Source organism: Flavobacterium sp. TC780 (assembly GCF_056783245.1).
Genome location: NZ_JBXBAV010000161.1, coordinates 1 through 19,485, shown reverse-complemented (window position 1 = coordinate 19,485; position 19,485 = coordinate 1). Strand labels below are relative to the sequence as shown.

Genomic DNA, 19,485 nt, shown 5'->3' with positions numbered 1-19,485 from the left:
TTAAGATATTAGTTTTTCTTTTTGCTTGTGCTAAAATAGGAATTTACTATTGTAAATAATTAAAATGACTTTTGTTTTAACATTATTTCTTGTTAATTTTTTATTGGCTTTAAGCCAATAAAGAACCTCAATATTTTTAGTGTTTTTGCTAAAAATATTGAGGTAGTATATAATATAAAATCTTGTTTTATTCGACTTCGGAGTTAACTGAATCTACCCTTCAATCTTAGCAGAAAGTTCAAACCAGCGTTCTTCTTTTTGATCTATTTTGTTAATGATATTTTGCAACTCATTGGCTTTTTTCTCAATGTCGGCATCGGCTACTTTTCCGTCAGAGAATAATTGCTCAATTTTAGTTTTATCTATCTCTAAATCTTTGATTTCTCTTTCTAGTTTTTGATATTCTTTTTGCTCATTGAAAGTTAGGTTTCCAGTTGGATTGTTTTGTTTCCAATCTTTCTTTTCTGCTTTGTTTTCTTCTTTTTGAGCTACATCGGCACTATCTTCATATGCTCTAAAATCGGAGTAGTTTCCAGGAAAATCCTCAACGACACCTTGTCCTCTAAAAATGAATAAGTGATCCACAATTTTATCCATAAAGTATCTATCGTGAGAAACTACTAATAAACATCCTGGATAATCCAAAAGGAAACTCTCAAGAACGTTTAATGTTACAATATCTAAATCGTTTGTAGGCTCATCAGGATAAGGAAGTTAGGATCTCGAATTAAAACGGTACATAAATATAAACGTTTTAATTCTCCACCACTTAATCTATCTACAAAATCGTATTGTTTTTTGGCGTCAAAAAGGAAACGCTCTAATAATTGTGAAGCCGAAATAATCTTTCCTTTCATCAACGGAATATATTCTCCATATTCTTTGATAACATCAATTACGCGTTGTCCTGGTTTTGGATTGATCCCGCTTTGAGTATAATATCCTATTTTTATTGTTTCTCCAACAACGACTTTTCCTGAATCTAGAGGAAGTGTCCCCGTTAATAAATTAAGGAAAGTTGATTTTCCAGTTCCATTTTTACCAATAATCCCGATACGTTCTCCGCGTTGAAAATCAAAACTGAAATTATCTAAGATAACGTGATCCTTGAATTTTTTAGAAATTTTGTGAAGCTCAATAATCTTGCTTCCCATACGTTCCATATTAATTTCAAGCTCGACTTTATTTTCGCGACGGCGACTTTGTGCTTTTTCTTTAATTACATAAAAGTCATCCTGACGAGATTTAGATTTTGTTGTTCTCGCTTTTGGCTGGCGACGCATCCATTCTAATTCTTTTACGAATAAGTTTTGTGCTTTATCTACACTTGAGTTTTCAGAAGCAATTCGCTCTTCTTTTTTCTCTAAGTAATATGAGTAATTTCCTTTGTATTGATATAATTTACCGTTGTCTAATTCTATGATTTCATTACAAACACGCTCCAAGAAGAAACGGTCGTGTGTTACCATGAAAAGGGTAATATTTTCTTTAGCAAAATAACTCTCTAACCATTCGATCATTTCAAGATCTAAGTGATTGGTAGGCTCATCCAGAATTAATAAATCAGGACGGTTAATAAGTATAATTGCTAATGATAAACGTTTTTTCTGACCTCCAGAAAGACTTTTTACTTTTAGTTTAAAGTTTTCTAGTTTTAGTTTAAATAGAATTTGCTTGTATTGTGTTTCGAAATCCCAAGCATTGTGTTGATCCATTCCGTCAAAAGCTTTTTGATATGCTTCTTCATCTTCAGGATTTTCTAATGCTTTTTCGTAGGCTTCAATAACTTTTAGAGTTTCATTATCAGAAGCAAATATGCTTTCTTCGATAGTAAGTTCCTCTTGTAAGTTATTATTCTGCGAAAGAAAAGCCATTCTGATTCCTTTTCTTAAAACTACTTGACCTGTATCTGGTTCTTCTAAACCATTGATAATACTCATAATAGTTGTTTTTCCAGAGCCATTTTTGGCAATGAAAGCAATTTTTTGGTCCTTATTGATTCCAAAAGAGATGTTGTCAAACAAGGTTCTTTCACCAAATGACTTGGATATATTTTCGACTGATAGATAATTCATTATATTAATATGCTTAAAATAAAGCTTTTACGTTTTTAAAAAACAAAGAGGTCTCTAATTGGGTCTCTAATTTTAAGTAGAGGAAAATACAGACGGCGCAAAGATAGCTTTTTGTGTCAAACAAAAAAAAGATAGCTTCACAACTATTTTTTAGACTGAATTTTTAGTAATTCACTTACTTTATATCTTTTTTTGTTATTGAAGGATCTATACACTTTAATCTTCTCGTCTGTTTCATATTTTCCAATAATGGTTTGACTTCTTATGCCTAAAATCCCCATTGCTTCTTTAGTATTTGCATATTGTTCCATACTTATTTTTGTTTTAGACTCCCAAGAGAGAAAATAAATGGTATCCTTTTGTTTTCTATTAAGAGTTGGTACGAACTTAATATACCCATATTAATTTAGTTGATGCGTACATTCGGAGAAAGTTTTAGAAGAAGAAATTATAGTGATTTTCATGATTTTGTAGCTATGTTTTCAAGTAGGATTGATAAAATCCTTATCTGTTCTGAATTATAGTAATGCAAAATATATAGCAATATGCACTCGATGTTCATTTCCGTTTTTATTTAATAATTCTTTTAATGGTATTTGCTGTAAAGCTTTTTCAAGATTATTGTCTTAGTCTGAATGAAATTCTTTGATAGAGTTGGAAAGGTATTAGATAATTTGAAATACATTTTTTAGAAGAAGATATTTGCCCAGTAGTTGAAACAAATGTATAAAATGTATTTGATAGAAAAAGAAGTTTTTTGTATTTTGATGCAGGTTTAACGATTCAAAATTAGGCTTCTTAGACCTTGATTTTATTAGGTGTCTTGTTTTGAAAATACCCTATGCTACGGTTCTGCCACAAAACTCAAAGTAGCCATTTTTATTTGATGTTTTGTGTAATTAGTAGGAGTAGATTCTAGAATCTATACTTTTATATCTGACAGTTATGGGTTTTTATAGACTTAAAAAATAGTCATTTGTAAATGCGCTATCAATTATTTCTTTTAGTACTAGCTTAAAAAAAAGCACAATTAAAGTTAAGCTATAATTTATTTAATAGCTTTTGGCTTCTATCTTAAGTTTGGTTTTAAGATTTTTTAATAGAAATTTGGACTGTATTTTTGATAAGAACTTGTTCTTAATTCTTTAAGAGTGTATAAGTGATTGGTTTGGGAATAATTTATCAGTTTGTAATGTACGTTGAAGTTTAATATGAAAAATGATGATCATTATAATTTAGAATAAAAAAGCTTTAATAGTTATCTGAATTACTCAATTTTTACTTGTAGTAATTGTTCTAATTGCCCTCTGTCTTTTATATAGATATTTCTTTTATCTATAATAATAGCGCCCTGTTCTTTAAATTGTTTGAGGCTTCTACCCAGACTTTCTTGTGATGTCCCAATAAGATTGGCTAAGTCATCACGTGTTAAGTCAATACCTTTGACAGTTAGTGAATTTCGATTGAATCTATTTTCCAACAATAGTAAAAATAGTGCCAATCGCGCATTTTGATTCTTTTGTGCCAATACTGTAATAATGTTTGCCAGAACTCCAAATTCATGACTAATATTCTTAATAACCTTTTGTTGTAAAGTAGGGATTTCTTGGAGTAATTTTAAAAAATCTTCCTTAGCTATAAAATTTACTTTTAAATCTTCGAGTGCTTCACAGGAATCCTGATATCTTTCTTGTCCAAGCAAGGCGTGATATCCCAGTACATCATCAGATGTGTAAATATAAAATATTTGTTCATCACCAGTAAAACCACGTTTAAATTTTTTAGCCTTACCACTCTTTATTTGATAGATTCCAGTAGGAATACCTCCTTCGTAAAAAAGCATGCTTCCTTTTTTTACGTTAAGGGGTTCCATAACATTTTTAACTGCTTGTTTTTCTGACTCAGTCAGGTTTTCAAAAAGCAGATTACTTTGGAAATCAAATTTGAAAAAGAAATCTTTCATAAAACAAATATAACATTAATTAATAAAATATATAACAAATGTTATATATTTGCGTAACTGTTAGATTTCTTCTTTCTGAAAAGAAAAGAAGAAAATACAGGAGGTGAAATAACGAAAATAAAGTTAAATCAAAGAAAGTCTGCATTGAACTTTTTTCAAAAAATTTGCAAAATGATAAATGAAAATAAAATAAGTATTCAAAACGGAAGATTAGTTGTTCCTTCCCATCCTATAATTCCTTTCATTGAAGGAGATGGTATAGGGTCGGATATTTGGAAAGCTTCAAAACTAGTTTTTGATGCAGCGGTACAGAAAGCTTACGATGGTAAGAGAAAAATTCAATGGAAAGAAGTTTATGCAGGAGAAAAAGCTTTTGAAAAAACCGGAAATTGGTTGCCTGAAGCAACAATTGAGGATATTAAGGAGTTTTTGGTGGCCATAAAAGGTCCGTTAACCACACCAGTTGGTGGAGGCATGCGATCTCTTAATGTTGCGTTACGACAAAAACTTGACTTATATGCATGTGTGAGACCTGTAAAGTGGTATACTGGTGTTCCTTCTCCAGTAAAAGCACCTGAAAAAGTGGATATGATTATTTTTAGAGAAAATACAGAAGATATTTATGCAGGCATTGAATGGATGGCAGGTACGCCAGAATTAAATATGGTTAAGGATTTTTTGATTAAAGAGATGGGAGTTAAGGCCATTCGATTTCCAAACACAGTTTCGATAGGAATAAAACCAGTTTCAAAAGAAGGGTCTGAACGACTTATTAGAGCTGCTCTTAAATATGCCGTAGAAAATAAAAAAAGTTCTGTAACGATAGTACACAAAGGGAACATCATGAAATTTACTGAAGGTAAATTTAAAGAGTGGGGGTATCAATTGGCAAAAGATGAATTTGGAGCCAAAGATTATGAAGGAGGACCTTGGCAAGTTATTGAAAAGTATGGTAATAAAGTGATTGTAAAAGATGTAATAGCCGATGCTTTTTTGCAACAAATCATATTAAGACCCGAGCAATATGATGTGATTGCCACACTAAATCTTAACGGAGATTATATTTCGGATGCTTTGGCAGCAATAGTAGGTGGGATTGGAATTGCACGAGGGGCAAATATTAATTACACAACTGGAGTTTCGATATTTGAAGCTACACATGGAACTGCTCCTAAATATAAAGATTTGGACAAAGTAAATCCTTCCTCTGAAATTCTTTCTGGAGTAATGATGTTGGAATACCTTGGTTGGCAAGAAGCGGCAGATCTCATCCTAAAAGGGATTAAAGGAGCTATAAATAAAAAAACAGTTACTTATGATTTTGAGCGTTTGATGCAAGGTGCTACCTTACTTAAGTGCTCAGAATTTGGTCAAGCTGTTGTGGATAATATGAAGAAAGTCGATGGACACAAGAATAAAACTATATAATATCTTTAAACTCAAGTGCCCCAGATGTTATAAGGGGAATTTATTTACCAACTCTGGACTTTTTGTATTTAATAGAATTCTTGACATGCCACAAAACTGTCCACACTGTAATCAGGATTTTAAAATTGAACCAGGCTTTTATTCTGCTGCTTTGTGGATTAGTTATCCAATAGTATTGATTGTTTTTGTACCCTTATTATTTTTGGGATTATATTTAAATGAGAACTATGATATTCCTTTTAAAATGTTGCTACCAATCCTGGTGATTTTATGCTTTTTACTGCAAATCCCAATAATGCGAATATCCAGAGCTATTTTAATCCATTTAACTATTAATTATGTTCAAGGAGGCAAAAGAGATGGTACTATTTAAGAATCAAGATTTAGCGGGTAAGTTACACAAGATGAAAATTTGAAAGATTGTAAAAAAACGATTGATTAAAACAGTAGATCAAATAGAATGTATTACCGTTTGTGTAGTAATCAAAAATAACAAAGTATGATGGTAAGCAAATATTTAGAAATTAAAATAAAAATAAAACGGAGAATTTTATGGTTATCTTTAAAGTTTCTCCGTTTTTTAAATAGATAGTTAGAAGACTTACCTAGTTAAATAGATTATTTAATTTCTATTTTCAAGTTATTCTCTGAAAAGAGAATACAATCTTACGAGCCGCTATTAATTTAATCAAATGGAATTTAAGATTTAAACTATTGCTTTTTCCAGCAGTTTATATAGTACTGTATTGAGGATTAGTTTAGATCTTTTTAAACACTGTTATAGTTTTTTCAACATCCTCGAGAGTATATACAGCAGTTGGTATCAATCGCAAAAGAATCATTCCTTTAGGGATAAGCTTTTTTTAAATTCAATTATAGCTTGAATTTCCAGATCAGTTCTAAAAATTGTTTTGTCTTCAAGAAATCTGATAAAGTACAATCGGTATAATTCATTAGAGAGAATATTTTCAGAGGTAACTTTGGTTAATCCAATTATTTTTAATTTTAAAACTCCTTTTAGGAGCAATGCTTCTTTAATTTTTTGCAAGGAAATATTATCTTTCATAGGGATTATTTTTTTATCCAAAAGTTAAGTATTCCACATAAGGCTGTGTATTCTAAGTCGAAACTTTCTGGAATTTCATCCCATAAACTATAGTAAGTAACAAGTCTCGTACCTAAAGGGACTTTCTCGAGTTGGGTTTTCACATAATCAGAATATAAGTAGTACAAACTCTTAGCTACAGGTATGGAATTGTCAATTGGATTTAGTGTACTAATATTTTCAAAAAAAGAATTATAAAAATAAAAAGAATCATATTCTGTAAATGAAATTTGGGTTATATTAGAATGGATAAATTCCACATTTTCTATATGATGTTTTGCTGCAATTTTTTTTGATAATACTACTAACGGTTTTCTCTGTTCAACTCCATAAAACCTTCCGTTAGTGGTAGCGGCCCCAATCAAACAAAATTTCCCGGCTCCAGAACCAATATCAAGTACCCGTTTATTGGGTTTATTTGCCAAATAATCCGCAGCCATTTTTGCTATTGCTACTGGGGTCCATTGACTGGCAGAAAGTCTTTTTATATGAGCTGGATACAGCGCATTAAACGCACTGTCTTTAATATCTATATTTAATCTGAGGAATTTAAAAATCATTGAATTAGTTCTATGTATTCCTGACTACTCAGAAACAGGTTAGTGGAGTAATCGAACGAAACTCGTATGAGCCAATAGTTGTATGGATCACTATTGATTTTAGAGGCATCTTTATCTATAATGGTTGTTATTACTGAAACGATACATTGACAAGGAGCTCTAAGTTCAAAAGTTTGATTTGTTCCATAAATGCGACCCCATATTTTCTCTTTTTTAATGGTATTACTTGATAGTTCTATTTCAACAACATCAATTTTTCCAATTTCTTTTTGAGCAAAATCAGTTATACCAATATAAAAATCATACAGTCCAATTTTCCTCAACCACAAATGGTTTTTGGTGTAATGCAAACTTCTAGGAATAAACATAGTAATGAGTATTTTTAAATGAATGGAGTTTTAATAATTGTAGTTTTTTAAGGATTTATAGCGAACACTTATTTGTTGTTAAAATTTTGCTTTAGAAGTGTTATATTTCTTTCTGTATTTAGAGGAACATTCAGGGCATTGTAGTATTGCAGATAAGGTGATGATGCTAAGATCCTTTTTATATTATATAATAGTTGGTGCACCACCCATTATCTCCTGGTTGGCATACGATTCAAAAGCTTTAAAGTTCTGTATAAATTGCGCAGCAAGATTTTGTGCCTTTGTATCATAGGCAGATTTATTATGCCAGGTATTCTTTGGGTTCAATATTTCCGATGGTACACCCTCACATTGTGAAGGCATTTGTAATTTAAATATAGGATGCTGTAGATAGTCAGCTTTATCCAGTTTACCTTCAAGAACAGCAGTTATCATAGCTCTAGTATAAGAAAGTTTAATTCGTTCTCCAACTCCATAAGCACCAGCCGACCATCCTGTGTTGATGAGCCAAACAGTAACATTGTTTTCTTTGAGTTTTTTTCCTAATAATTCAGCATATTTAGTTGGGTGTAGGGGTAAAAAAGGTTTTCCAAAACAAGCCGAAAATGTAGTTTGTGGTTCAGTAACCCCCGCTTCGGTTCCTGCTACCTTGGCAGTATAACCTGAAATAAAGTGATACATTGCTTGCCCGACAGTTAGTTTTGAAATAGGAGGTAATACTCCAAAAGCATCACAAGTAAGAAAGAAAATATTTTTTGGGATGCCACCAATAGAGGGATTCATGGCGTTATCAATAAAATGAATTGGATAGGCTGCCCTGGTATTTTCAGTGACTGAAATATTATCATAATCAACGATATCACTTCCTTCAAAGAATCGTACATTCTCAAGTAGAGTCCCGAAACGCACTGCTGAAAAAATTTGAGGTTCTTTTTCTTTACTTAGGTTCACGCATTTAGCATAGCAGCCACCTTCAAAATTAAAAACACTTACATTATCCCATCCATGTTCATCGTCACCGATTAATTTTCTTAATGGATCTGCAGATAGGGTTGTTTTGCCAGTACCAGACAAACCAAAAAATACAGAAGTATCACCATCTTTGCCAATATTGGCAGAACAATGCATTGATAGTGCGTTTTTTTCGTGAGGAAGAATGTAATTTAGAACCGTAAAAATTCCCTTTTTAATCTCGCCTGTATATGCACTGCCTCCAATAAGAATCACTTTTTTTGTGAAGTTTATAATAGTAAAATTATGTTGTCTGGTCTTATCAATTTTAGGATCTGCTTTAAATTCGGGAGCAACTAGTATCAACCATTCGTGTTGGAAAGTTTTCAGTTCTTTTGCTGTAGGTCTTAAAAAAAGATTATTAACAAACAGACTTTGCCAAGGATTATCAGTAATCACTTTTATATTTAATTGATATTCTTTTTTAGCACATGCATAAACATCTTTAACATAAATGGCTCTATTAGAGAGATGAGCTGTAACACGATTGTACAGTTTGTCAAAATCTTCTGGCAAAAACGGATGATTTACTTCCCCCCACCAAACGGAATCTTTAGTTTTTTCGTCCTTTACAATATATTTATCCTTAGGAGAGCGACCGGTAAATTCGCCTGTATCACAGGCTAATGCTCCTGAACTAGTTATAACCCCTTGTTTTTTCTTTGCAGTATGCGTTATTAATTTAAGCTCAGATAAATTCCAGAAGTTTTCTTTATTTGATTTGATACCAATATTCTTTAGTTGTTCTGTATTTTTCATAATTTAATATTGCAATAAAGGTTCATTGCTGATGTAAAAATACGTTGGCAAGAAAGACATAAAAATGACTAAGAATAGGCTAAAACTTGATTAAAATCAAGAATGAAAAGCGAAGAGGAAAAATAGCGTAACTTTGGAATTAATTATGATTTCAAAATTCATCTTCAATAATCAATATCTTTTAAATGAGCTTCCTAAGGGTGACAAGGAAATGCTCGAAAAAGTAATGCAAAGTAAAAAGTATCGTAAAAATGAAGCTGTTTTTACTGAAGGAACCTTACCAACAGGTATTTTTTTTGTAGAATTTGGGAAAGTAAAAAAATACAAAGTAGATAATGATGGAGAGAGCAAATTATATACATCTACAACTCTGGAGAATTTTTTGGTTACTCTGCTATTCTAAGTGAAGAATCTTACGGAGATACTACTGTGGTTATAGAAAATGCAATAATTTCATTTATCTCAAAGGATGATTTTTTCGATGTTCTTGATAAGTCTGCAGTATTTTCACGATTACTTTTAAAATGCCTAAGTCATGAATTTAGTGTGATGGCAAATTTGATGGCTGTCTTATCCCAGCGAACAGTAAGAGAACGGGTAGCTCTTAGTTTGCTAATCTTACATGATAAATATAAAATGAGCGATGATGAAAAAGATGTTTTTATTACGCTTTCTCGAGGAGATTTGGCAAATATGGTAGGTACGGTAAATGAAACATTGGCACGGGTTCTTCATGATTTTAAAGAAGAGAATCTTATTTGGATGGAAGGCCGCAAGATACAGCTGATTAACTTTAAACACTTGGTTTATATAGCCAACTTTTAACCTATTAACTTATAGTGAGCCTCCCAAATTTGCAAACATTAGAAGGTTTCATTACAAAAAATCTATTCTAGATAATTGATTGATTTCAAAAAATGAGATTATCCAAACTTAAATCTATACCATGTTCAAACATCAGGGAACCAAAAGGAATTTAAGACATAATCTTAAAATAGCTTCTCTATTATCCTTTGTGGCAGGACTAGTGAATGTGGCTGGATTCTTGGCAGTTCAAAAGTTAACTACAAATGTAACGGGGCATTTTGCTTTTTTTGTAGACGAAGTTTTTAAGCTTAATTTCAAACAAGGACTTACATATTTTTTATATATATTCTTCTTTTTCCTCGGATCTTTTTTTTCCAGTTTACTTGTAGAATTTCTTTTACGAAGAAATGAAAAATACAGTTATATCGTTCCAACAGCAATTGAAAGTATTATTTTATTTTGGGTTGCTATTTTTGGAAAAAATTTAATTAATGGAAATCCCGACTTTATAGCCTATATTTTACTTTTTGCAATGGGTTTACAAAATTCACTCGTAACAAAAATTTCTAATGCAACAGTTCGAACAACCCATTTAACAGGACTTTTTACTGATCTAGGAATTGAATTGTCCCAATTGTTTTTTTATCGGGAACGGAGCTTTAGAAAAAAGTTATTTATTTCAATAAAATTGCGAGGCACTATCATCAGTTTCTTTTTTATTGGAGGAATTATTGGTGGAGTTTTTTATTCTAATATTGGATTACATGTATTGTTTATCGGAGTAGCAGCTTTGTTATTAGGATTGATATATGACAGGGTCAGGTTTAATCTGGTGTTATTGAAGAGAAAGTATAGGCGAGTAGTGAATATTTCATCAGATAATATGTAAAAACTGCTTGGAGGATCTTATCGTATCTAAGAATTGTATTTAGTCTTAAAATACTATATTTAAGGCGTTTCTTCTTTAGCTGAAAAACTTTATACTATTGCCAATTTAATCATGTTTTAATAAAAAAATGCGATAGACTCCATATCTTAAATCATACTTAGAATCTAAAGGGGATTTTTTGCAATACGAAAGTATCGCATAAAATTTCAGGTTTTTGAATCCGTACTTGAAACCTGTAAAATAGATTATAGCATAAATCTTACACTTGTTTAAAGTTATTTTTGCAAACAGTTGCTTCTTATAATTGGAATCAGCAGTTGCCCAAGGCATCTTAGCTTATGGTATAGATGGTACAAACCTAATGAGAGTAACTACAATTACAAAAACAAACAGGTCACTAATACGTTCAAATAAAATTTGCAATTATTTTTTTTTAAATAAACTGAATCGTTATGATAATTATCATCCTTTTACCATCATAGCAAGCGCACATTTACATCAGAATAATGATTACTCCTCAGTAAATATGCTTGCAAGCTTTGCAGAATTTAGTAATAATCCTTTCGATAAAGTATTTAGAAATACTTATAACAATTTATTAGATAATTAGAAATTAATTTTATTATGAAAACTACAAGAAAAGAACATGATTTTTTAGGTGAATTAGAAATTCCGAATCATTTATATTACGGTATTCAGACTTTTAGAGCCGTAGAAAATTTTAATATTACAGGTATCTCAATTTCAAAAGAGCCCTTATTTATAAAAGCTTTAGGATATGTAAAAAAAGCTGCTGCATTAGCAAATAAAGATTGTGGAGTTTTAGATGCAAAAATTACCGAAGCAATTTGTTATGGAAGTGACCAGCTTATTGCAGGTAAATTTGATCAGGAATTTGTCAGTGATTTGATTCAAGGTGGAGCTGGAACTTCAGTAAACATGAATGCAAACGAAGTAATCGCAAACATTGGTCTGGAATATTTAGGTCATAAAAAAGGAGAGTATGATTTCCTACATCCAAATAATCATGTAAACTGTTCTCAGTCAACGAACGATGCTTATCCATCAGCATTTAGAATTGCACTTTATCTAAAGATGGACCACTTTATTGCTATTTTAAGCGGTTTAGAAGTTGCTTTTTCTGAAAAAGGAGTAGAGTTTAAAAATGTATTAAAAATGGGACGTACACAATTGCAAGATGCAGTTCCTATGACTTTGGGGCAAGAGTTTCATGCCTATGCAACTACAATTGGAGAAGATATTAAGAGATTAAAAGAGGCGCAAAGTTTATTGTTAGAAATTAATATGGGAGCTACTGCTATTGGAACTAAAGTAAATGCTCCAGAAGGTTATCCAGAAATTTGTGTGGATTATTTAGTGAAAGAAGTAGGTATTCCTCTAACATTGTCTCCAGATTTAATTGAAGCGACAGTTGATACAGGTGCGTATGTTCAAATCATGGGTACTTTAAAAAGAACTGCAGTTAAAATCACTAAAATTTGTAATGATTTACGTTTGTTAAGTTCAGGTCCAAGAACAGGATTTAATGAAATTAATTTACCAGCCCGTCAACCGGGATCTTCAATTATGCCAGGAAAAGTAAATCCAGTAATTCCAGAAGTAGTAAACCAGACTTGTTTTTATGTTATTGGTGAAGATTTAACAGTGACGTTGGCAGCTTCAGCAGGTCAGTTACAATTAAATGTTATGGAACCTGTTATTGCTTTTGCGATGTTTACGTCATTAGACTATTTGGGTAATGCAATCGAAACATTAGTTGATAAATGTATTGTAGGAATTACAGCAAATACGGATCATTGTTTTAATATGGTAATGAATAGTATTGGAATTGTTACACAATTGAATCCAATTCTTGGATATGAAGTATGTGCAGGTATTGCTGGAGAAGCACTTAAAACAAACAAAAGCATACATCAGATTGTAGTAGTGGAACGTAAGGAAATCACTCAAGAGAAATGGGATGAAATTTATTCATTAGAAAATTTGATAAACCCAAAATTCATAAATTCATAAATAGTTATGAATGTTCAGACTCCTGCCATCTTATCGTTAAGATAGTAGCAAACGAAAATGATAAAAGAATAGTTTGTAATGGCTTGACAGTCTGTTGTATTAATGCTTCTGTAAGTAATTCACTTGGAACACATCCAGAAAAGATATTGTTGTATAAAACTCAAATACAACAGATTCAAGTGGTTTACTTTACTTAATGAAGATAACAACTACCCTTTTTTTATTGTTGGGGATAATCTTAATCCTCAAATGATAGCGTTTTATTGCTGTTTCCTTTTTTGAAAATAGCTGATAGAACAAAGATTCAAAAATATTTTTAGAAATAGTATTCAATTATAATTGGAAGGAGTCCTGCTTTTAGGTACCTCCTGGTATAATTGTGGACTAAATCAAATCAATTTAAAACAATTATTATGTTCTGGATAGAATTTTCAATCCTTTTAATCGCGATTCTTATCGGATCACGAATGAAAGGTATAGGTCTCGGTGTAATGGGGATTTTCGGATTAGTGATTTTCGTACTAGGGTTTCATATGAAACCAACGGAGCCACCTATGGACGTTATGTTAATTATTATTGCTATTGTAACAACAGCAGCAACCCTTCAAGCATCAGGAGGTTTAGATTACTTGGTAAGTTTAGCGGAAAAAGTAATTCGAAATAACCCTTCAAATGTTACTTTTATTGCCCCTTTTGCTACTTATTTTTTGTGTTTATTTGCAGGGACTTCTCATATAGTGTATTCTATATTACCCATCATTTCAGAAGTTGCTACAAAGAAAAGAATACGCCCTGAACGCCCTCTTAGTATATCGGTAATTGCTTCACACTTAGCTTTAACAGGAAGTCCTATTAGTGCATGTACAGCTGCTCTGGTAGTATTATTAGGTTACCCGGGAGCTCTTTTTGATGTTATGATGATTGCTATTCCAGCAGGTCTTGTTGGGACATTAGTTGCTTGTTTTGTTATTAGAAAAAAAGGACTAGAATTAAATCAGGATCCCATTTTTATTGAGAAAATGAAAGATTTAGAGTTTGCTAAAAGTATTGATTCTAATACAGAAGGCAATGGAACAAAAGTAAGAACTGGAGCTAAAACGGCGGTTATGATTTTTAGTGTTGCAATTTTACTAATTGTAATTGCTGGAGCCTTTCCAGATTTACTGCCCAATTTTGGACCTGGAACAAAAAATTTAGTTCTAAAAGATGATGGTACTGTTTCAATGGTAACAGTTATTTGTTTAATCACTTTGTCTGCTTCAGCAGCTATGATGTTAATTACAAAAACTAGCGCAGTTGCTGTTACCCAAGTTAGTTTATTCGGTTCTATGGCCTCGGCAGTTATATCCGTTTTTGGAGTAGTCTGGATGGCTTCTACTTTCATGGAAAATAATTCGGTTATCATCAAAGAATCTTTGGGTAGTGTTGTTACTGCTTATCCTTGGACATTTGCTATAGCTTTATTTCTTTTAGGAATCATAATGTTTAGCCAGGCAGCAGCTGTTAAGACGATGATACCATTGGGTATTGCTTTGGGGCTTTCTCCTTTAGTTCTGATAGCTTCCTTTCCTACAGTAAATAGCTTCTTCGTATTACCGGGTTATCCGACATTATTAGCAGCTATCAGTTTTGACAGAACCGGAAGTACAAAAATCGGTAAATATGTTATCAATCATAGTTTTAATCTACCTGGTATTGTTGCTACTGTTGTTGCGGTTGCGGTTGGTTTTTTGATCGGTTCAATTATTTTATAAAAGAATTATGAAAACTATAAGTAATATAAAAAGGGGGGTGTTTTATTTCATTGTTTTATTGATCCCAATTAGTATTCTTGCGCAAGAACAAAGCGAGAACCTTGAGATGTATCAGTCTATAATTCCTACGTCCAAGCAATCTTTATTAAGAGATATAGATGTTATTTTTAATACTCGTTTTGGATTTAATTCTGAATTTAAAAATGGGGATTATTCAAAATCAGTGTTTTCAGTTAGTCAATTCAGACTTGAAATAAAAGGAAAGATTCATGAAAAAGTGAGTTTTAGATTTCGTGACAGATACACCAGAACGCCTAAAATAGGTAGTCAGGATAATATAAACAGAACGACAGATATTGCCGCTTTATTTATTGATTTTACACCTAGAACCAAGTTTTCTATGGGGAAACTATTGGCTGATTTGGGAGGGTATGAATTTGATATGAATGCAATTTATATTTTAGAGTATAATGATATTTTGGAAAACTCTGATCACAATTTAACTGGTGCGGGTATATCCCATAAGTTAAGAGATGGCAAGAACACATTAAAGTTTCAAATATTAGATTCAAGAACAAACATTTTAAAAGAACAATACGATAATAATATACCAGATGGGACAGTAGAATCGAAAACGGCTTTGGCATTTGTAAGTAATTGGCAAGGAAGCTTTTTTGGAGGGAAATTTGAAACGTCTTATAGCTATGGTTTCTTTAATGAAGCCAAAAATACAAGCATGAATTATATCGCTCTTGGAAATAAGTTTAAAAGCAATAAATTATTGTTGTATTATGATTTTAAGTATAGCACAGAAGATTTAGATCGTAGGGGTATTGTTCAAAAATTGGTTAAGGGTGAGGATGCATCAAAAGATGTAGTATACGTCGAAAATTGGTTAAGAGCAGAGTATAGAGTTAAACCAAAAGTAAACTTAGTCTTAACCCTTATGACTCACAATTCTTATTGGAATGGTAATCCCGATGTTAATGCATCCAACAAATTGTTTACTAGCTATGGTCTGATTCCGACTCTTGAATACTATCCTTTCAAAGATTTGAACCTGAAATTTTATTTAGGTTATATAGCCAGAAGATATGATTACTCTTCGTATGCTGAAAAAACGTATGGATTGAAAGACGCAAATACAGGGAGATTAAGCTTTGGAATTATTGCTCCAATACTGGTTTTGTAACTAAATTTAGATTTCTCTAAGTAACCACTCAATTTGGGTGGTTTTTATTTATCTTGTATCAAACAGGTTTATAATATCTATATTTTCTGATTTTTCGCATTTCAGATCCTAATACTAAATAAAAAATGAATTCAAATACCATCATAATCGATAAAGAGAATGAAATAAATGTAGAAAAAGCACTTAGTTTTTTGCATCGTGACCACATACAATCATTAGAGTTATGTTCGATAATTCGTAAGGGTATTAAACGAAATATTGATCCAAATAGAATTAAAAATTATGCAGATTGGCATTATACCAATCAATTAGTACCACATTTTCAAATAGAAAAGGAGCATATTTTTCCAAATTTAGGAATGGAAAATGTATTTGTACACAAAGTTTTAATACAGCATCGCAGATTGGCAAAGCATTTTATTAAAAAAAATGAAGTCGAAAAATCATTAAGTAGAATTGAAGATGAACTGGAAACATTAATACGCTTCGAGGAGAAAAATATATTTAATGCAATTAGAAATAATTTTCCGTCATATCAAATTTTATTAAAAGAAGAAGTGCTTTTTCATGAATTTAATAATCAGGAATGGGATGACATATTCTGGCAATGATGAACTAGTGAGTTACGAAGTTCATTTCTAAATTAGTAATCCAACAATTTAAATACCTAACTAACATATGTAGAATTAAATTATCATTTTTACAGAATGGAGTGTTTTTTAATGTTTTGGAATTTAAAAATTTTGAATCTGCAAGAAGAATATAAAATGGAATTAAACTGTACAGATGTTAAGAGAGAAAACAGATGATTAATATCCGACAACTATGCTTAAAATGGAGCCAGAATGTAGCAACTCCAATATCAAAAAATAAAAAGTGTTTACATATTGTTCTATACTTTTATTTTTCGAAACGCATTCCTTTTTGATATTTTATAATATATGTTCGTAAAATTCATTTAATCAACTTATTATGTTAATTTAGCAGTAAAATACCTATTAACTAAACTAAAAGAATATGAAGACTAGATTCAAACCATCAGTTTTATTTATTATCATTTTTATTTTATTTACTAGCTGCCAAAATGATAATGATAATCAGGACCATCCTCATAGTTCCTTATTTTTCATTGATTACAGAAATCTTGAAGGAGGTAAAGACGGAATAGCCGTAATAGAACTCGATCCAGAATCGACTGATTTTGGATCAATTAGTAGCAAACTGGAATTAGGTATTGGAGTTTTACCACACCATATTTATTATAACTATGACGCCAAAAAACTTTACACAACTGCATTGGGGGGGAGCTTTCTTTACCAGATAAAAACTGATAAAGATCACAATGGATCTCCTATATTAATTAGTGCAAAAGATATTAACAGCGAAAACACCGTAGGCGAAAACATATTTTTCACTAGTGACGGAAGGTATTTCGTGACGTTTATGGGAGGGAGCGGAGGCTTAAAAGACGGGAGTATAGGTGTTTTTAACGCTGATAACCAACTTATAAAAACCATAAAAGCTCCGATTGAAACTAATCCAAATAAATTTATAATGTACCCACATGGAATTTCTATTGATGAAAAAAAAGGGCTAATGATGGTGTCTTCTACAATTCATTTAGATCTAACCAGTGGATTTGGAAACACTTGCACATTATTAGATATGAATACATATGAATTAAAAGAAACCTATCAAGTTGCAGACTCTTCAAATGATTTATCTAGTCCTGTGGAAGTTTTATTATTACGAGGAGAGTTTCCACAATATGCTCTTGCCACGACAATGTTAGGGGGAGATATCTAGATTGCTCCTTATAATGAGTTAACAGGAAAATATAATGCTTTTACTAAAGTGTTTGATGGATCATCACAAGGATTAGGCTGGGCACTTGAAATGTATATAGATATGAATGGTAAATTATATGTGAGTTTTGCAGAAGCAGGAAAAGTATTGGTCTTTGATTTAAGTAACCTTCCTCATCTCAAACTTTTAAAAACGCTCAATGCTGATAAAGGGGCACATCATATGGCATTTTTCAAAACCAAATCAGGTAAAGAGGTTGTTGCGATACAAAATAACCTACTGAATCTTCCTAACTTAAATTCTGGAACAATTAACGTAGTCGATATTCATACTGGCGAAACCTTGGGTACAGTCAATTTACGCACTCGTTATGGAATGCTCCCTGAATCGATTGAAGGAACAAACGGACCAGGAAATTATATGCACCACTAAATTAGCCCAAAGTATTTTTACATCTTAGACAAATTGTACCCAATATTAAGATTACCTCTTGTAATACTACAGGAGTTTTTCTTTAGAATTAGTTTTTCTTTTTTAAGTTAAATTTAAAAAGATAGAGAAGGAGGTGCCTGATTTTCCGTCACTTTCCATTTTTATGGTACCACCATGTAGTTCTACAATTTGTTTGGTAAGATGCATACCTAGTCCAGTTGTGTGTTCACCAGCTGTTCCTACACGTTTTGCTTGGGTAAATTTATCAAATATATGTTCTTGTAAGTTTTTTGGAATACCAGATTCCATCGTCTTTTACAACTAGTTTTAGTTTATTATTTTCAGTAGAAGTGGAGATATCAATAGCTCCATTTTCATATGTAAATTTAAGACTATTAGATAGCAAGTTATGAATTACTCGTTCGAATTTTGGACGGTCAATCTTAATCATTTTACCAAAATTAAGATTCTTTACTAATGTAATTTGTTTTTGCTCCAGTTCCTTAGAAAAATAAGTAATGGATTCTTCAATTAGACTATCAAAATCTTCGTTGGTATAGAAGGCAGCTTCTTCACTGACTTGCTCAGTGGTTAGGACATCTTCGATAATTTTAAGAGCAAAGTCACAACTTTGATTTAAATAGTCTACCAACTGTTTGTTTTCTATAAGTTTAAGATTGTTTTGGAGCATGTCGCTTATCATTCTTATAGAAGCAATCGGGTTTTTTAGGTCATGAGCAGCCCATTGCATTGTTTGTTTTTGGATGCTAAGGCTAGAATTTAAATGATATATGATGTCATTTTGAGAAATTGTACCTACAAAAGTCTCTTTGTCATATACCATTAAGACGTTTTGTCCACTACTGTCCATGATATTAAGAACATCAGTAATCTTATCCGTTTTGTAAACCACAGGTTTTTTGGTGAGGCAATCTATAATAATGGAGTGTTGTTTTTTGGCTAAATCAGAAGAAGTTAGGATGCCAATGGCTTCATTTTCTTCCATTACAATAATCCCTTTTTCTATAGACTCGCTGCGTCTTGCTGTTACAACACCTGCATAGGCATCTAATGTAACATAATCGTAATTTACAAATGGTGTTATACTCATAGTTAAAAATCCTTAAGCACTATATTTTTTACAGAAATATTTATTTTAAAATCTACACTTATAAGTTCGCCCTCTGATATATATGGGAAGACATTTTTTTCTAAAATTTGAATTACTTTTTCTTTGTCAATCTTAGTAAGTATGTTTTTATTGAGGCTGCCTCCCTAACAACAGGAGCATGTATTAACCTT

General features: G+C 31.7%; 20 protein-coding genes and 1 pseudogene. 12 read left to right on the top strand and 9 right to left on the bottom strand.

Annotation, left to right across the window (positions count from 1 at the left end; translation table 11 throughout):
- Window positions 1-213: 213 nt before the first annotated feature.
- The 3 genes and pseudogenes from AC1RYN_RS17885 to AC1RYN_RS17875 form a co-directional block, all read right to left on the bottom strand.
- Window positions 214-2,075: pseudogene (locus AC1RYN_RS17885) on the bottom strand (ABC-F family ATP-binding cassette domain-containing protein).
- Window positions 2,076-2,218: 143 nt separating this feature from the next.
- Window positions 2,219-2,386 (bottom strand): hypothetical protein, encoded by a 168-nt coding sequence (locus tag AC1RYN_RS17880; protein WP_481808032.1) that lies wholly within the window; start codon window positions 2,384-2,386, stop codon window positions 2,219-2,221.
- Window positions 2,387-3,342: 956 nt separating this feature from the next.
- Window positions 3,343-4,038 (bottom strand): Crp/Fnr family transcriptional regulator, encoded by a 696-nt coding sequence (locus AC1RYN_RS17875; RefSeq protein ID WP_481808031.1) that lies wholly within the window; start codon window positions 4,036-4,038, stop codon window positions 3,343-3,345.
- Between the two features lie 144 nt (window positions 4,039-4,182).
- On the opposite strand from AC1RYN_RS17875, the gene icd reads away from it, so the two are divergent.
- A complete protein-coding gene (gene icd, locus AC1RYN_RS17870) occupies window positions 4,183-5,466 on the top strand; it encodes an NADP-dependent isocitrate dehydrogenase (RefSeq protein WP_481808030.1) in 1,284 nt (427 codons plus the stop codon).
- Window positions 5,441-5,839 (top strand): DUF983 domain-containing protein, encoded by a 399-nt coding sequence (locus AC1RYN_RS17865; RefSeq protein WP_481808029.1) that lies wholly within the window; start codon window positions 5,441-5,443, stop codon window positions 5,837-5,839. Before icd ends, AC1RYN_RS17865 begins: the two co-directional genes overlap by 26 nt.
- Before the next feature lie 465 nt (window positions 5,840-6,304).
- On the opposite strand, the gene AC1RYN_RS17860 is transcribed toward AC1RYN_RS17865, so the two are convergent.
- The 4 genes from AC1RYN_RS17860 to pckA all read right to left on the bottom strand — a co-directional run bounded on the left by AC1RYN_RS17860 (window position 6,305) and on the right by pckA (window position 9,269).
- Window positions 6,305-6,532, bottom strand: coding sequence for a hypothetical protein (locus AC1RYN_RS17860; protein ID WP_481808028.1), 228 nt, complete (start codon window positions 6,530-6,532; stop codon window positions 6,305-6,307).
- Window positions 6,533-6,537: 5 nt separating this feature from the next.
- A complete protein-coding gene (locus AC1RYN_RS17855; RefSeq protein WP_481808027.1) occupies window positions 6,538-7,131 on the bottom strand; it encodes a methyltransferase domain-containing protein in 594 nt (197 codons plus the stop codon).
- The gene (locus AC1RYN_RS17850) at window positions 7,128-7,499 is read right to left on the bottom strand and encodes a glycine cleavage system protein H (RefSeq protein WP_481808026.1); all 372 of its coding nucleotides are present in this window, start codon (window positions 7,497-7,499) and stop codon (window positions 7,128-7,130) included. Before AC1RYN_RS17850 ends, AC1RYN_RS17855 begins: the two co-directional genes overlap by 4 nt.
- Window positions 7,500-7,682: 183 nt before the next feature.
- A complete protein-coding gene (pckA, locus tag AC1RYN_RS17845; RefSeq protein ID WP_481808025.1) occupies window positions 7,683-9,269 on the bottom strand; it encodes a phosphoenolpyruvate carboxykinase (ATP) in 1,587 nt (528 codons plus the stop codon).
- A 145-nt stretch (window positions 9,270-9,414) separates the two neighbouring features.
- Here pckA and AC1RYN_RS17840 point away from each other — a divergent pair, with 145 nt between their 5' ends.
- The 10 genes from AC1RYN_RS17840 to AC1RYN_RS17795 all read left to right on the top strand — a co-directional run bounded on the left by AC1RYN_RS17840 (window position 9,415) and on the right by AC1RYN_RS17795 (window position 18,183).
- Window positions 9,415-9,672, top strand: a complete 258-nt coding sequence (locus AC1RYN_RS17840; RefSeq protein WP_481808024.1) for a cyclic nucleotide-binding domain-containing protein — start codon at window positions 9,415-9,417, stop codon at window positions 9,670-9,672.
- 26 nt (window positions 9,673-9,698) lie between these two features.
- Window positions 9,699-10,094 carry a Crp/Fnr family transcriptional regulator gene (locus AC1RYN_RS17835; protein ID WP_481808023.1) on the top strand — a complete coding sequence of 132 codons (396 nt, stop codon included), beginning with the start codon at window positions 9,699-9,701 and terminating at the stop codon, window positions 10,092-10,094.
- A gap of 121 nt (window positions 10,095-10,215) precedes the next feature.
- Window positions 10,216-10,965 (top strand): YoaK family protein, encoded by a 750-nt coding sequence (locus tag AC1RYN_RS17830; protein ID WP_481808022.1) that lies wholly within the window; start codon window positions 10,216-10,218, stop codon window positions 10,963-10,965.
- A gap of 304 nt (window positions 10,966-11,269) precedes the next feature.
- Window positions 11,270-11,575: a hypothetical protein gene (locus AC1RYN_RS17825; RefSeq protein WP_481808021.1), complete on the top strand. Its 306-nt coding sequence runs from the start codon at window positions 11,270-11,272 to the stop codon at window positions 11,573-11,575.
- Between the two features lie 14 nt (window positions 11,576-11,589).
- Window positions 11,590-12,999, top strand: a complete 1,410-nt coding sequence (locus tag AC1RYN_RS17820) for an aspartate ammonia-lyase (protein ID WP_481808020.1) — start codon at window positions 11,590-11,592, stop codon at window positions 12,997-12,999.
- Window positions 13,000-13,412: 413 nt separating this feature from the next.
- Window positions 13,413-14,753, top strand: coding sequence for an anaerobic C4-dicarboxylate transporter family protein (locus AC1RYN_RS17815; protein WP_264288327.1), 1,341 nt, complete (start codon window positions 13,413-13,415; stop codon window positions 14,751-14,753).
- A gap of 7 nt (window positions 14,754-14,760) precedes the next feature.
- The gene (locus tag AC1RYN_RS17810) at window positions 14,761-15,945 is read left to right on the top strand and encodes a porin (protein ID WP_481808019.1); all 1,185 of its coding nucleotides are present in this window, start codon (window positions 14,761-14,763) and stop codon (window positions 15,943-15,945) included.
- Window positions 15,946-16,070: 125 nt separating this feature from the next.
- Window positions 16,071-16,556: a hemerythrin domain-containing protein gene (locus tag AC1RYN_RS17805; RefSeq protein WP_481808018.1), complete on the top strand. Its 486-nt coding sequence runs from the start codon at window positions 16,071-16,073 to the stop codon at window positions 16,554-16,556.
- A gap of 406 nt (window positions 16,557-16,962) precedes the next feature.
- Window positions 16,963-17,751: a glycoside hydrolase family protein gene (locus AC1RYN_RS17800; RefSeq protein WP_481808017.1), complete on the top strand. Its 789-nt coding sequence runs from the start codon at window positions 16,963-16,965 to the stop codon at window positions 17,749-17,751.
- 48 nt (window positions 17,752-17,799) lie between these two features.
- The gene (locus AC1RYN_RS17795) at window positions 17,800-18,183 is read left to right on the top strand and encodes a YncE family protein (RefSeq protein ID WP_481808016.1); all 384 of its coding nucleotides are present in this window, start codon (window positions 17,800-17,802) and stop codon (window positions 18,181-18,183) included.
- Between the two features lie 102 nt (window positions 18,184-18,285).
- Here the strand turns inward: AC1RYN_RS17795 and AC1RYN_RS17790 are convergent, their stop codons facing one another.
- Together AC1RYN_RS17790 and AC1RYN_RS17785 are read right to left on the bottom strand one after the other, a co-directional pair.
- Window positions 18,286-18,492, bottom strand: coding sequence for a sensor histidine kinase (locus AC1RYN_RS17790; RefSeq protein ID WP_481808015.1), 207 nt, complete (start codon window positions 18,490-18,492; stop codon window positions 18,286-18,288).
- Window positions 18,449-19,294, bottom strand: coding sequence for a histidine kinase dimerization/phospho-acceptor domain-containing protein (locus AC1RYN_RS17785; protein ID WP_481808014.1), 846 nt, complete (start codon window positions 19,292-19,294; stop codon window positions 18,449-18,451). Before AC1RYN_RS17785 ends, AC1RYN_RS17790 begins: the two co-directional genes overlap by 44 nt.
- Window positions 19,295-19,485: the final 191 nt, after the last annotated feature.